This window comes from Alicyclobacillus sp. ALC3 (assembly GCF_028751195.1).
Lineage (GTDB): Bacteria > Bacillota > Bacilli > Alicyclobacillales > Alicyclobacillaceae > Alicyclobacillus_L.
The window spans coordinates 1,011,478-1,024,700 of the sequence record NZ_CP066784.1; the positions used below are offsets into that span (position 1 = coordinate 1,011,478).

At 58.7% G+C, this 13,223-nt stretch carries 11 protein-coding genes; 3 read left to right on the top strand and 8 right to left on the bottom strand.

The annotated features are described in order from the left end of the window. Positions 1-33: 33 nt before the first annotated feature. Entirely contained in the window at positions 34-3,354 is a 3,321-nt protein-coding gene (locus tag JC200_RS04850) for a DEAD/DEAH box helicase (protein ID WP_274435039.1), read from the bottom strand. A gap of 90 nt (positions 3,355-3,444) precedes the next feature. Here JC200_RS04850 and JC200_RS04855 point away from each other — a divergent pair, with 90 nt between their 5' ends. The 3 genes from JC200_RS04855 (at position 3,445) to JC200_RS04865 (ending at position 4,641) form a co-directional block, all read left to right on the top strand. Next, entirely contained in the window at positions 3,445-3,783 is a 339-nt protein-coding gene (locus JC200_RS04855; RefSeq protein ID WP_274435040.1) for a YtrH family sporulation protein, read from the top strand. 56 nt (positions 3,784-3,839) lie between these two features. Next, entirely contained in the window at positions 3,840-4,235 is a 396-nt protein-coding gene (locus tag JC200_RS04860; protein ID WP_274435041.1) for a hypothetical protein, read from the top strand. A gap of 85 nt (positions 4,236-4,320) precedes the next feature. Next, positions 4,321-4,641, top strand: coding sequence for a DUF1811 family protein (locus tag JC200_RS04865; RefSeq protein WP_274435042.1), 321 nt, complete (start codon positions 4,321-4,323; stop codon positions 4,639-4,641). A gap of 1,895 nt (positions 4,642-6,536) precedes the next feature. Here the strand turns inward: JC200_RS04865 and JC200_RS04870 are convergent. The 7 genes from JC200_RS04870 to JC200_RS04900 all read right to left on the bottom strand — a co-directional run bounded on the left by JC200_RS04870 (position 6,537) and on the right by JC200_RS04900 (position 13,126). Further along, entirely contained in the window at positions 6,537-7,382 is an 846-nt protein-coding gene (locus JC200_RS04870) for an anti-sigma factor (protein WP_274435043.1), read from the bottom strand. Then, positions 7,379-7,954: an RNA polymerase sigma factor gene (locus JC200_RS04875; protein ID WP_274435044.1), complete on the bottom strand. Its 576-nt coding sequence runs from the start codon at positions 7,952-7,954 to the stop codon at positions 7,379-7,381. The genes JC200_RS04870 and JC200_RS04875 overlap by 4 nt, the downstream gene beginning before the upstream one ends. A gap of 74 nt (positions 7,955-8,028) precedes the next feature. Then, positions 8,029-8,706 carry a class D sortase gene (locus tag JC200_RS04880; protein WP_274435045.1) on the bottom strand — a complete coding sequence of 226 codons (678 nt, stop codon included), beginning with the start codon at positions 8,704-8,706 and terminating at the stop codon, positions 8,029-8,031. After that, entirely contained in the window at positions 8,681-9,337 is a 657-nt protein-coding gene (locus tag JC200_RS04885) for a hypothetical protein (protein WP_274435046.1), read from the bottom strand. The genes JC200_RS04880 and JC200_RS04885 overlap by 26 nt, the downstream gene beginning before the upstream one ends. A gap of 215 nt (positions 9,338-9,552) precedes the next feature. Next, positions 9,553-10,653, bottom strand: a complete 1,101-nt coding sequence (locus JC200_RS04890) for a M24 family metallopeptidase (RefSeq protein WP_274435047.1) — start codon at positions 10,651-10,653, stop codon at positions 9,553-9,555. Between the two features lie 64 nt (positions 10,654-10,717). Then, positions 10,718-11,353, bottom strand: coding sequence for a flavin reductase family protein (locus tag JC200_RS04895; RefSeq protein ID WP_338000198.1), 636 nt, complete (start codon positions 11,351-11,353; stop codon positions 10,718-10,720). A 162-nt stretch (positions 11,354-11,515) separates the two neighbouring features. Next, on the bottom strand, positions 11,516-13,126 hold the full coding sequence (locus JC200_RS04900) for an FMN-binding glutamate synthase family protein (RefSeq protein WP_274435049.1): 1,611 nt from the start codon (positions 13,124-13,126) through the stop codon (positions 11,516-11,518). Positions 13,127-13,223: the final 97 nt, after the last annotated feature.

Genomic DNA, 13,223 nt, shown 5'->3' on the forward strand with positions numbered 1-13,223 from the left:
CCCTCATTCATCGGCAAAAGCAGACACACTGTGTTACAAGAGTTCTTCTTCCAGCGCCGCATCCGCGGACAACGCGAACAACTCGCGCAGAGCTTCGTCGTCGAGTTCCGTGATCCACCCCTCTGCATGGTCTCCGACGACCGCTGCAGACAACTGCCGCTTAGATGTGATCAACTGGTCTATCCGCTCTTCGAGCGTTCCAGCGCAAATGAGTTTGTGCACCTGAACGTTTTTTGTCTGACCGATGCGAAACACGCGGTCTGTCGCTTGGTCCTCCACGGCAGGATTCCACCAGCGGTCGTAGTGGAAAACGTAGTTGGCGCGCGTCAGGTTGAGCCCCACACCGCCCGCTTTGAGCGACAGCACCAAGACCGGAGACGGGTCGCGTCCAGATTGGAAGTCCTCGACAAGTTTGCCGCGCGCCGCAGCACTGAGCCCACCGTGCAAGAACTTTGGCCGCCACGGGTACCGTTCAGCCATGCTGTCGCAGAGCAGTTCCCCCATGTCGCGAAACTGTGTAAACACTAACGCTGCAGCCCCTTCGTCCACAACATCCTCCAACAACTCAAGCAACAACCCGAGCTTACCCGAGCGGCGCACATCGCCACGGCCTCCTTCCACAAGACATGGATGGTCGCAGATCTGCTTGAGTCGGACGAGTGCCGCCAAGATGCGTCCCCGGCGCGAGAGGTCTGTGCGGGACAGATCGATGTCTGTGAACAGCCGGTTAACAATCGTCTGGTAGAGCGCCGCCTGCTCCGACGTGAGAGATGCGTACTCCTGCACTTCCCACTTCTCCGGCAGTTCGACCTGAATCGCTGGGTCTGACTTGCTGCGCCGAAGCAGGAGCGGGCGGATGAGCCGCTGCAACTGCCGACTTGGCAGTGAATCTGGCCGCGCATCGACCGGACCCGCAAACTTCTTGCGAAACCACGTGACCCCTCCGAGGTAGCCCGGGTTGGTGAAGTGGAAAATCGACCACAGCTCTTCGAGGCGGTTTTCAACCGGCGTGCCAGTCAGCGCGATGCGGTGTCTAGCACGCAGGCTTTGCACCGCTTGAGCCTGCTTTGTATCCGCATTCTTGATGTTCTGCGCTTCATCGGCGATGACCGTATCCCACGCCACTGCCTGCAAGATGTCTGCATCTCGAACGGCGATGGCGTACGTAGTCATGACAAGGTCAAAGTTGCGCACGGCATCTGCCAGGCGGTCACCACCATCTGGCAACGGGTCATTGCGCACGGCCCCGTGGTGCACGTGCACCGTCAAGTCTGGGCTAAACCGAGCAATTTCAGCTCGCCAGTTCTGCAGCAGCGATGTCGGACAGATGAGCAGATGTGGTCCTTGCTGCTCCCTGTTCTCTTTCAAGTTGAGCAGGTACGCCAGGACTTGAATCGTCTTCCCGAGTCCCATGTCGTCCGCAAGGCAAGCCCCGCAACTGAGTTTGCGCAAGTGCAGCAACCACTCGTACCCGGTCTGCTGGTAGTGGCGCAGTACGCCTTGGAAACCAAGCGGTGGCAGCACAGGCGCCGGCTTCTCAGCATCGAGGAAGAACCGCACAACGCGCGAGACGTCCATGGCGTCCTCAGCAAAGTCGACTTCAAGTTCAACCGACGCGTCCTCTTCGCTCTCCTGACCGATCAGCACCGCCCTAGAGAACTCTGCTGCCGCGGCGCTCTTCGCTGTCAAGCCAATGTCGTTCAACTGCGACAAGATGGCCTCGATGGGCACAAGCTTCCACGACCCGCCAAGTCGGACATACGGCGTGCGCTGGTCAACTAAACGTTCAAACTCCTCACTCGTGATGACCTCGTCGTCAACCGCGAGCGTCCAGTCAAAATCAATCAACTGATCGGCGTCGAACCAGCCCTGACCTCTGTGCGAACCCTGCTTTCTTGTCTGCGCGCGCTCGCGACCGCGGCGCACCTGCACGCGAATGCGCACGTTCGACAAGCGCGTCGCATCGAAGTCTGCCGTGCGAACAATAAACCCTGCTGCGCGCAGCTTTGGTAAACCGTGCATAGCAAAGTCTGCAACATCCTCCGGAGCAATCCTGCACCCGCCAGGTCCCGGTTCCCGGAGGCCCTGCAAAATCGGCTCGTAGTACTCACCCGCTTCAAGTAAAAGTGGCAAGATCCACTCGTCCGGGTGCGTCAATACCTGACGCCCGACACGCAGCCTGCGAGACTGGTTCGACCACAAGCGCGAGAGCGGGACGCGCTCTGGCCAGATGTTGTGCGCAACAATGTACTGCAACTGCCAATCCCCGGTTGGACGGTCCTCAGGCGGCGGCACGACCTCGAACTCGAGGTGACAGTCCGCGCGCCCACTGGTGTCCTCAAGCCACTCTTCGCGCCATCCTGTATCGACAAATCCCCGGCTCAGCAACCTGCGCAGGAGCCAACCATCCGCCGCAAACAGCCGGTCTTTTTCATCCGTCGCCCAGAGCCCGTTCTGCCAGCGCGCCATCAGCTCTGCCTCACCGCGGTACAGAACTCGGTACGGCGAGTGGCCCTCGCCTTCAGATTGCGGACTCGCCACAGGCGACAGGGACGCGCGAACAGCGTGATCGACACACTGCCAGAGCCACTTGTCCAAGATGCGCACGCCGTGTTGACGTCGCCGCCAGCCGAATTCATGCCGCCAACCCTCTCGCCACACCTGCTCTGCCTCATCCGCCAGCATCCGGCGCAACCCGCGTAGTGCAGCATTCGTCCACGCTGGCAGCCAAATTGCCGCGTACGCGCTGTCATGCGACAACCAGCGCGTCCACCCATCCTCTGCTCCCTCTGCCAAACGAAAACACATCTCTATCACTTCGTCTGTCTTCAGGTCAGACGGGGCCGCAAACGCGATCACGTCCTCACACTGCACAAGTCTCTGCGCCAACCTCGCGCCGCGCACGAACAGCGCAAACGCGCCCGTCACTTGCCAGCCGACAGGCAACTCCAAGTGCGCGCAGGCATCACTCGAACCCGCATCGGCGCTCGCAAGGACATTCGCTGCGCGCACAAAGTCATTCATCGTGTAGACGGCAGCGCCGCCTTCGGTTTCGCGGACAGGCTGAATCCCCCCTGCTGTCTCCGCTAACCAGCGCACAACAGCGAGGAGTTCTTCAGAGCACTGCGAGCGACCATCTGCCTGGTCTGACACCCACACCTGTATCTCTCCAGGGTCAGACCATGCTTCCCCGGAAAGCGCCTCTGCAGTCAGCCACAGCGTCGGCTGTTCGCTGCCTGCGAGCGTTCCCCTTGACCCGCGTCGATAACTCGTTTCATTCGATTCTGTCCATGAGCCGCTACGCGTTGTCATCACACCCTGCGTGGGCTTCTCTGACGATGCCTGCTGCCCCATGTTTGTTTTTTCCTCCACCTGAAGCCTATTCACTCATCATATCATATTTGCCGCCCGCGTCCCGTATCTTGAGGTGGGAGGGTATGTCCGATGTCTACAAACTCACTGTTTTTCCACAACATCGTGGTCGACTTTTGTGTCGCGCTGGGCATGGTTGTAGGCGGCGCGGTACTCGGTGGCATCGCCGCCGTATTTACACATGCAGCTCCAATGACCACCATGGTGCGACTCGCCGGGCAACTAAAAATCTGGGCGCTCGTCAGCACCTTAGGAGGCACCATGGATACCCTGCGTGCCATTGAATCTGGGGTCCTTGAACGCCAACTCGTCCCGATGGGGAAACAGTTCGCGTACCTTGTCGCGGCGTTCCTCGGATGCCAGCTTGGCTACATCGTGATCCGCTGGATGGCCGGCAATGACCTGCCATGAACGTACGCCAAGCCGCCGGATTCCTCTCCTTTGGCATTCTCATTGGGGGCGCGGCCATGAACATCATTCACGGTCACCAGTTCGAAAACCTCAACCTGCAGATCTCCAGCCTGAAAATGCACTACGACGAAGTGGAGCGTGAGAACGCCCAACTCTCCGCGCAACTGCATGAGCCAAACCCAGAACCGCTGGTGCAGAGAATCCAGGTTGACGCCAAGGCGCCGGACGGTCCAGCACAGCTTCAGGTGATCCAGTTTGTCCAGCAACAGCTGCAGTTCCTCGAGGGCCGGCACACTCAGATCCTGATCGACAGCCCAGAACTGCCTACTCACCTGCTGGAGGGCCGCACCGTACTCGTCGACAACCAGGAGTTGACGATTCACGTGACGAGTACGATGATTGTCGGGGAAACGCTGTACGTCCACGTCAGCGCCTCCTCTCGTTCCCGGTGAGGCGTACAGAGCCTGCGGATGAACGCGGACAATGCGGACTAACCCGCACCGCGGATGAACCGCACAAGGTGAGGTATGGAATGGAATGGCTGCAGGAGACATGAAATTCAGCGAGATGACGAGCGAACAGTTGCAGCTGGAAATGGACAAGCTGCAGTCAGACGGACAGCGTGCCCACGATGAAGGGCGTTGGAGCGAATACAACGTTCTGATGACGAAGTGGTACCTTGCCAAGTCGTACTTGAACCGCGGAACCATCAAGGTAGAAATTGGCCGGATGTACGACTTGGCCGAGGAGTACGACCGTCTGACTGTGACCAAATTAGTCGGCGTAATGGCCTGGGGCATTCGAGAGTCGACAGCGGCAGAGGACGCGGTTCCGATGGCAATGCTCGTGCGGCGGTAACGCGAGTTGTGGCAACTCGGTGCTGGCGCAACTCGTGCTGGGGCCAAGTCGCTACTGGCGCGATTCGTGCTGGGGGCAAGTCGGTACTGGCGCGATTCGTGCTGGCGCGATTCCTGCTGGGGGCAAGTCGCTATGAGGACACCTCACTCACCATGCGCAACTGCTGCGAGTGTGCGCCTCCCCGCGCGCATTCTCGCCTCCCCGCGCCATGCTGAGTGCCCGTAAGGCGTGGTAGTGCGTTCGCAAATGAATCGGGAACGCACAATAGCAATTTTATGGATAAAGAGGGTATACTAATGTCCCATATCGGAAACGATAGGGTCTACCTGGATGATGTTGCATTAGTCTGTGCTGTTCTGGATGATGAGACTACAAAAATCTAATGCAGTGCAAGAGTGACCAACACATGCCTAAAGGCGGGGCTCCTCAGAACACGCATGACGCAACCGCCTACATTACGTTCTGAAAACTCAGTCGAATAAAAGTTGAAACGCTAGTTGGTGGAACGGATTACGCATTTGAAAAGACCGTTGACAAGTTGGAGTTCGGTGGAGTCCAAATGACACGTAAACAATTAGACTTCGGGCAGATTGATTGGAATATTAGTGAAGTGTCAAAATGACACCTAGAGCGCGGCGTCCTCACAGGTAAATGTCAAAATGACACCTAATGCGCGGCGTCCTTGCAGGTAAGTGTCAAAATGACACCTAATGCGCGGCGTCCTCGCAGGTAAGTGTCAAAATGACACCTAGAGCGCGGCGTTCTCGCGGGTAAGTGTCAAAATGACACCTAGAGCGCGGCGTCCTCGCGGGTAAGTGTCAAAATGACACCTAGAGCGCGGCGTCCTCACAGGTAAGTGTCAAAATGACACCTAGAGCGCGGCGTCCTCGCAGGTAGGTGTCAAATTGACACCTAGAGGGCGGCGTCCTCACAGGTAAGTGTCAAAATGACACCTAAAGCGCGGCGGCCTCACAGGTAAGTGTCAAAATGACACCTAGAGCACGGTGTCCTCACAGGTAAGTGTCAAAATGACACCTAGAGCGCGGCGGCCTCACAGGTAAGTGTCAAAATGACACCTAGAGCGCGGCGTCCTCACAGGTAAGTGTCAAAATGACACCTAGAGCGCGGCGTCCTCACAGGTAAGTGTCAAAATGACACCTAGAGCGCGGCGCCCTCACAGGTAAGTGTCAAAATGACACCTAGAGGGCGGCGTCCTCACAGGTAAGTGTCAAAATGACACCTAGAGCGCAGCGTACTCGCAGGTAAGTGTCAAAATGACACCTAGAGCGCAGCGTACTCGCAGGTAAGTGTCAAAATGACACCTAGAGGGCGGCGTCCTCACAGGTAAGTGTCAAAATGACACCTAGAGCGCAGCGTACTCGCAGGTAAGTGTCAAAATGACACCTAGAGCGCGGCGGCCTCACAGGTAAGTGTCAAATTGACACCTAAAGCGCGGCGTTCTCGCGGGTAAGTGTCAAAATGACACCTAAAGCGCGGCGTTCTCGCGGGTAAGTGTCAAAATGACACCTAGAGCGCGGCGGCCTCACAGGTAAGTGTCAAATTGACACCTAGAGCGCGGCGTCTTCGGTTTGGCGGTCATTAGCGACATTTTCGACACTCAGCGCGACCTGGTGCGCTTGAATTTGGTCGCTTAGCGACGCCTGCGTCGCTAACCTTTCATCTTTCGCCTTGCCGACGCCACGACAACGGTAAAAATGTCGCTATCCGGGGGCTACGGGGCAAATTAGCGACAAAATCGACATGTTCGCGGTCGAGATCACGCTGTCAGGCTGGTGATAGCTACACAGGTGTCGCTGCAGCCTAGCTGGCGGCCGACCTACAGCCGACCCACTGCCGACCCACTGCCGGGGCACGACGTGATCACGCTCGGGACCTCACAGCGTGTTCGTGCCGAGCACCTTCGGCCCCACCGGCTCGGTGGTCTCAGCGTTCGGTTCCAACGTGATCCCAATAGCGTCAAACTGTGCATGCTGGCCGTTCAGAGACACCTGGAGTACACCTGTGCCGCCGGAGCTGGTCGTAATAATACCGGCGCTGTGGCGAGTTCCGTGGTTTAAGAGCCACACGTGATAAACCTCTGAACCCCGAGTCGGTGTCACATGGGAAATGTACACAATCAGTTGAATGCCGCTGCCTGTTTTGATCACGACGGCTTTCCCGCTGGCGTTCTGCAAGATGTGCGTCGGTTGCAGGGCCACGGCCGTCGTCGCGTGGGCAAGTTGCGCTTGCAATCCGTTCACTTGCTGACGGTCGTGGACGACTTGTTGTGTAAGCACAAGGCTAACCAGAAACAGTGCCGCAGAGAGCGACCACGGGAGCATCCGGCGAGCAAAGCTTGTGCGCTTTCGGCGCCCATTGGACGACGCCCCATCGGCGTTCTCCGATGCGTCAGTACTGGCGTAAGCGTTGCTACTGACGTATGTGGTTCCAACTGGAGAGCGCTGCCTGAGCACTTCCTCTGGAGAGCGCTGCCTGAGCACTTCCTGTGGTGAGCGTTGCTTAAACGCCTCCGCCATCACGATCGCCTTCAGGTCCACCGGTGGATCGACTGGGGCCAGTGCGCTCGGCAAGAGAGTCTGTGCCTGCTCCAACTGCGCTACATCTCGCTGGCAAGTCAAGCACGTCGCCACATGACGTGAGACAACTTCACGTTCTACACCCGTGAGTCGCTCCTGCAAATACGCCAAAAGGTCGATATCCTCGCACGTGTACTCGCTCACCCTTCTAGCCCCCCTTTCCACTCCGGCATCGCCTCGCGCAGAACCTTCAACGCTCTATGTAAGCGGGTCTTCACCGTGCCAAGCGGCCGATTCAACTCCTTTGCGATCTCGCTGAGCGTCATCTGCCGGAAATAGGCCAATTCCACAACAGTTCGCTCCTCTATCTGCAGAGACTGCAACGCTGCCTCCACATCTTCGCGAAACCACTGTGCAAAGGAGACGCGCTGTGTCTCGACGTGAGGCAGCAATTGCGGGTCTTCAACGACATTGCCGTGGATCCCGACCACGACCCCCTGCCGTTCCCGCCGACGCAGCTTGTCGTACAGAATCCGCCTAGTGATCGTCAGCAGCCAAGTTCGAAACTGACTGCGCTCTGCCTGATAGCGAGCTTCCGTGGTCCACAGCCGAACGAAGACGTCCTGCGTCACTTCGCTAGCTAAGTCTGAGTCGTTGCACGACCGTAGCGCAAAGCTGTAGACGACCCTGCTGTACCTGTCGTACAGTGCCTCAAAAGCTCCTGCGTCACCCTGCTGAATTTTTTCAAACAAGGTGGCATCGTCGAGCGAGTTCATTGACGAGTCACTCCTTATCCATCCACAAGGCGGACAGGTTGCCTCTACTATACGGCAACCTGTCCGCCTTGTGACTACTGATTTGCTGCGGAGGAAGGAGTGAGGTGACTCGCGACAAGCACAGCCCTGACCACGTAGCGTTGGTTAACCAACTGAAGAGCGTCGAGCGGATAGCAGGTTTCCAGAACCAGTGACGGATACGGAGTGTTCGGTACATTTGTCCCCACCGAAATGACTTGGTGGCTCACTACCTTGTACGTAAACACGCCTTGTGAAGTCTGTACCGTCAAGGTATCCCCTGCCGCCAACTCATCGATGTGGTGAAAGTACGTCACGTCGTGAGCGGCCAGTACTGTAGTCCCCACCTCGCCTGGGAGCACACTCGACGACAGGTGACCGACCGAGACAGCGAGAATCGAAAGAGCCGTGCCCTGTGTCACCGGAGCCGATATACCAAGCTTCGAAATCACCAGGCGGCCCATCAAGGACGCGGTTGCCGGTTGTTGCCCGGTTGCCGCAGCGGGCGGATACAGCGCATTTACCGAGTAGGAGACAACCCTGGCTGGCGGCGGCGCGACAATTTGAACCTTCACCAAGGGCTTGGACACCGTGGTCTGCTCTGCTCTGGCAACCCTGAAGTAGGCGAGCGGGATGCGCCCGATTTCCAGCGCGCCTGCAATCATCAGCGCCCCCCCGCCGACCAACAGCAACGCGCGCAGGAACTGTTTACGAGACCTTCCGGCGAACCGCAAGTAACACGCCTCCACCCAGAATCAGCGCCGCGCCAACAATCAGCCAATCGGCAAACGGAAGACCCGTCACTGGCGATGTGGTCTGTGCAACACTCGTCGCAGGTGAGGTCACCACCCACCCGACGGGTGCTCCGGCAATCGCGTGTTGCAAAGTATCACTCGAAATTGTAGCTTTGACCGGATTGAGCGTATACGTCCCGGTCGGAGCAATGTTGTAGTACATGCTGTTTGTGTTCACGTCAGTGTTCGTCAAACTGAACATGACAGGCTTTTGAAACTTCATGACAATCGCGCCCGTTTTTTGGTCGACCACTTTGAACGCAAAATCAAAGACAGGCGTCTGACCCGAGGGCGCATTGGCAGCGAAGCTCGACAGCGGCCCTTCAAGCAACTCAAATTTCACCGGATCGCTGAACGTCCCTGTCGGAATCGTGACGGTCGCGTCGCCCGCTTTGATGGTCGCTCCCTGACCGGCAGGAATTGCAGCCTGCGCCGCCACTGTCGGGAACCCGTGCGTCTGAAAGTCCACGCTTGTGGTCGTCGTCGCTGCAAACGCGGTCGCGACACCTACACCTGCTGTTACTGCCAGGGCGGCAGTGAGCCCTGATACCGTTCGAAACACCTTGCGCATGAATGGCCCTCCCCATCGATTGGTCTTTGCAGAGACTTATACGATGAAGTGGGCCATTCGGTTTTAGGCGTTTCAGTATTTTATGTCCTCACTGCGATTCCTCGCCTCATAGGCGCATCCAGGCGTAAGCGATGTAGCCCAAACCACGGTACATCTAGGCATCAGGCGCATCCAGGCGAGGACGTGTGACCCCGTCACGAGAGAGTCTAAAAGGTCTAGCCGCGCACGATGACCGCCGCGAGTTCTTTCGGAGCGGCGTTCAGCGAACGCGCGCCGCCCTCTTCAATCACGACCAAGTCCTCAATCCGCACGCCAAACTTGCCTGGCAGGTAAATCCCCGGTTCCACACTCATCACCATCCCAGGCTCTAACACCTGGTCGTTGCCGCCGACGACAAACGGCGCCTCGTGAATCTCCAGCCCGACACCGTGCCCGGTCCGGTGCGTGAAGTACTCGCCGTACCCAGCGTCCTCAATCACCTTGCGCACCGCCGCGTCGACAGCGCCGAGTGCCACGCCTGGCTTCGCCGCCGCGATGCCCGCCTTTTGCGCCGCGAGCACACACTCGTACACTTTTGCCACTTCTTCAGTCGGTTCGCCAATCACAAACGTGCGCGTGATGTCGCTGCAGTAGTGGTTGTAAATTCCGCCAGTGTCCACAATCACGGTACTGCCCGCGACCACCTGGTTCTCGTCCGGTTCGTGGTGCGGCGCTGCACCTGCGGTTCCTGCGGCGACAATCGGCGGAAACGACATCCCCGCTGCGCCGACCTCTTCCCACAGCTGTGACAAGTGTTTCGCCGCGTCCGCCTCCGTGACACCGGGCGTCAGCACCGCGCGAATGCGGTCGACAACTTCATCAGCGAGCGCAGATGCGCGCTCGAGGTCGACCATTTCTGCTCCGTCCTTGCGCTCACGGAGCATACCGAGCACGCCATCCGCCAGCACAGGTGCCGCTGCGTTTGGGCGCTCGGCCATGAACGGCAACAGGTGGCGCGCTTCCCAGTGCCCGTCCACCGCAACGGCAGCGTCACTGCCAACGAGCTCTGCGATCAGCGGATACGGGTTCTCGCCGTCTTTCCAGAACCGTTTTTGCACATCCGCCTCATTTGCCTCGTGGCGGAACATCTCATGGACCACCCAAACTGCGTCCTGGTTCGCAAACACGACGAGTGCGCTGGCGCGCTCACCAGTCTCAAGCCAAACGCCAGTCAAGTAGTAGCCGGCGGCCGGCGACGTCACCACTGCGGCCGCCAGATTTGCATCGCGAAGCGCCTGTTGTAGCCGCGCGCGTCGTGCAGTCGTCATATCAGTCATCATCATCGCTCCTCGTTGCTGAAGGTTAAGTCCGGATACTACCGGCCGGTTGTTCATTGCTTTGCTACTTCAGCCACTCCTCCGGCTTTGAACGCGCCATCTGAAAGCGGTCGGTGACGCGGGCGTAGTCGTTTCCCGCCATACGGGCAATCGGGCGGAGAAGGTCGGGATCGACGTGCCCATTTTGGTACACATCCTCGCGCAGGTGCATACGGACGACTTCGCCGAGCACAATGCTGCCAGCACCGGCCTCTGCGGGGCCAAAGTCGATCACCTGCACAAGCTTGCACTCCATCTGCACCGGACTCTCGGCCACGCGCGACGGTGTCACGAGTGTGCTGGGTTCGGGCGTGAGCCCAGAGACGACCCACTCGTCGACGTCGGGATCAAACTCTGGAGTCGGTGAAGTCGAGTTCATCGGTTTCGCCATCTCTTCGCTGACGACGTTAATCACGAACTCCCCCGTCTCCTCGATGTTGCGCACGGTGTCCTTCTTACCGCCGTCCATGCGCCGCATCGGCGCGAACGAAACGATGAACGGCTTCGGGCAGACCCCGTTGAAAAAGCTGAACGCTGCGAGGTTCCGTACACCCTCTGCGCTCACCGTCGACACGAACGCGATCGGCCGCGGCACAATGGTGCCGACGAGCAGTTTGTAGTTGTCGGTCCAGCTCTGTGTCTGTGTATTGAGATCGATCACGCTTGTGTTCCCTCCTACTTTGACGCCTAAGCTGTTCATCCTTATTAACACCTCACGCGCTCATTTCGTGAGGCCTGACGCGCTCATCGCTGCTACTTGAATGTACAGGTCTCTGCGCGCAAACGCCAGGTGCGAAACCATGAAGCCGCACAACAACTCCGGTCATCCGATTTCTTTGCTCGACGGCAAATCCGGCTGTGCGCCTGCCTCGACATCCGGCAACGGGAACAAGTCACTCATCCGCACCGCGCGGCCGTACTCATTCTTGTAGACGACGTGCTCGCGTGTCAGTTTACGCGGGCTGTCGACTCCGCACGCAGCAGCTAGCGCAAACAGTCCGGAACGTACGGTTACGATGTAGTTCATAACGCGCCACATCTTCTCTTCCGGCACCAAGGCGGCCATGTACTTCGGGTTGGTCGTCGTCACCCCCGTCGGACACTTGCCAGTGTGACACTGCATCGCCATGATGCAGCCGTTGGCCATCATGAAGCCGCGCGCCGAGTTCACGCAATCGGCGCCAAGCGCGAGGGCAATCGCAATTTTGTCAGCGGAGATGAGCTTGCCAGACGCGAAGATCCGGATTTTGTCCCGCACCCCGAAACGCACGGCTGCATCGACGACCGCGATGAGCGCCGAGTAGAGCGGTAACCCCATGCCGTCTGCCATCGAGCGAAATGTCGCGCCGGACCCACCCTCGCCACCGTCCACCGTGATGAAGTCCGGGTAGATGCCGAGCCTCTGCATGGTCCCGAACAGCGCGTCCGCACTGCCCGAGTGACCGACCACAATTTTGATCCCGACCGGCTTCCCGCCCTCTTCCTGCAACTTCCCAACAAACCGCAGCCCGTCCTCTTCGTTATGGAGAAACGGGAACCGGTTCGGTGAGTTGACGGTCTTGCCGACCGGCACCTTGCGGATGCCTGCAACCTTGGCGTTCACCTTTGCGCCCTCAAGGTGGCCACCGCGGATCTTTGCGCCTTGCGCAAACTTCAGCTCAAACGCCTTGATGTTTTCTTCGGCAGCTTTGCTGCGAAACTCATCCCAGGAAAAATCGCCGTGATCGTCCCGATAGCCAAACAGACCGGGCCCAATCTGCGCGACTACGTCCGCCCCGGACTCGAGGTGTTCTGGGGCGACGCCGCCCTCCCCAGTGTTGATCCAGGACCCGCCCGCCATCTTCGCCCCGCGGCCGGTCGACAAGATGTAGTGCTCACCGACGGCGCCGTACGACGTGGCCGACGCTCCGAACATCCCGCGCACCCGCCACGGATGCGTTCGCTCGGGACCAACCACCACCGCATCCTCGTCACGGTACAGCCAGCGCGTCGTCTTGTTGTCAGCAAACTTTTCTTCGCGATCGAACAAGCCCTCATGGACGATCTCGTATTTTTTCGCCGCCACCAGTTCCGCGTTGTCAACTTTCAGTTCCTCGACGAGGAGCGGGAACATCCCGTTTGCCACGTAGTAACCGGGGGCTTCAAAGTCGCGCTTGGAACCAAAGCTGACGAGGTCAGTCTGATACTTGGCAGAAAACACGAGCCCAATGAACTCGTCTCGCGAGAACGGTTTGCCCTGCCGATCGCCGTCAAACCAGTACTGGCGAAACTCAGGGCCCATCTTCTCCAACAAGTAGCGAACCCAGCCAAGGTATGGATGCGCCCGAATGACCGAGTGCTGCGGCTGTTTAGCCAACCAGCGCATGTACAGAAAGAGCCCGACTGGCGGCACGATCACGATGACCAGAATCACGATTAGAATGGCTGTCTGCAATGTACACTCCCCCGTTCGCCAGGGCCGGCCCTACGGCTACGGCTACGCCCTGTATGGCTTAAGCCTATCACTTTTCGGGTGGAATTTGGGTGTGACT

Coding starts and splice junctions, on each gene's coding strand:
- JC200_RS04850 (WP_274435039.1), bottom strand. CDS start 3,354: ATGGGGCAGCAGGCATCGTCAGAGAAGCCCACGCAGGGTGTGATGACA.
- JC200_RS04855 (WP_274435040.1), top strand. CDS start 3,445: ATGTCTACAAACTCACTGTTTTTCCACAACATCGTGGTCGACTTTTGT.
- JC200_RS04860 (WP_274435041.1), top strand. CDS start 3,840: ATGAACATCATTCACGGTCACCAGTTCGAAAACCTCAACCTGCAGATC.
- JC200_RS04865 (WP_274435042.1), top strand. CDS start 4,321: ATGGCTGCAGGAGACATGAAATTCAGCGAGATGACGAGCGAACAGTTG.
- JC200_RS04875 (WP_274435044.1), bottom strand. CDS start 7,954: ATGAACTCGCTCGACGATGCCACCTTGTTTGAAAAAATTCAGCAGGGT.
- JC200_RS04885 (WP_274435046.1), bottom strand. CDS start 9,337: ATGCGCAAGGTGTTTCGAACGGTATCAGGGCTCACTGCCGCCCTGGCA.
- JC200_RS04890 (WP_274435047.1), bottom strand. CDS start 10,653: ATGACTGATATGACGACTGCACGACGCGCGCGGCTACAACAGGCGCTT.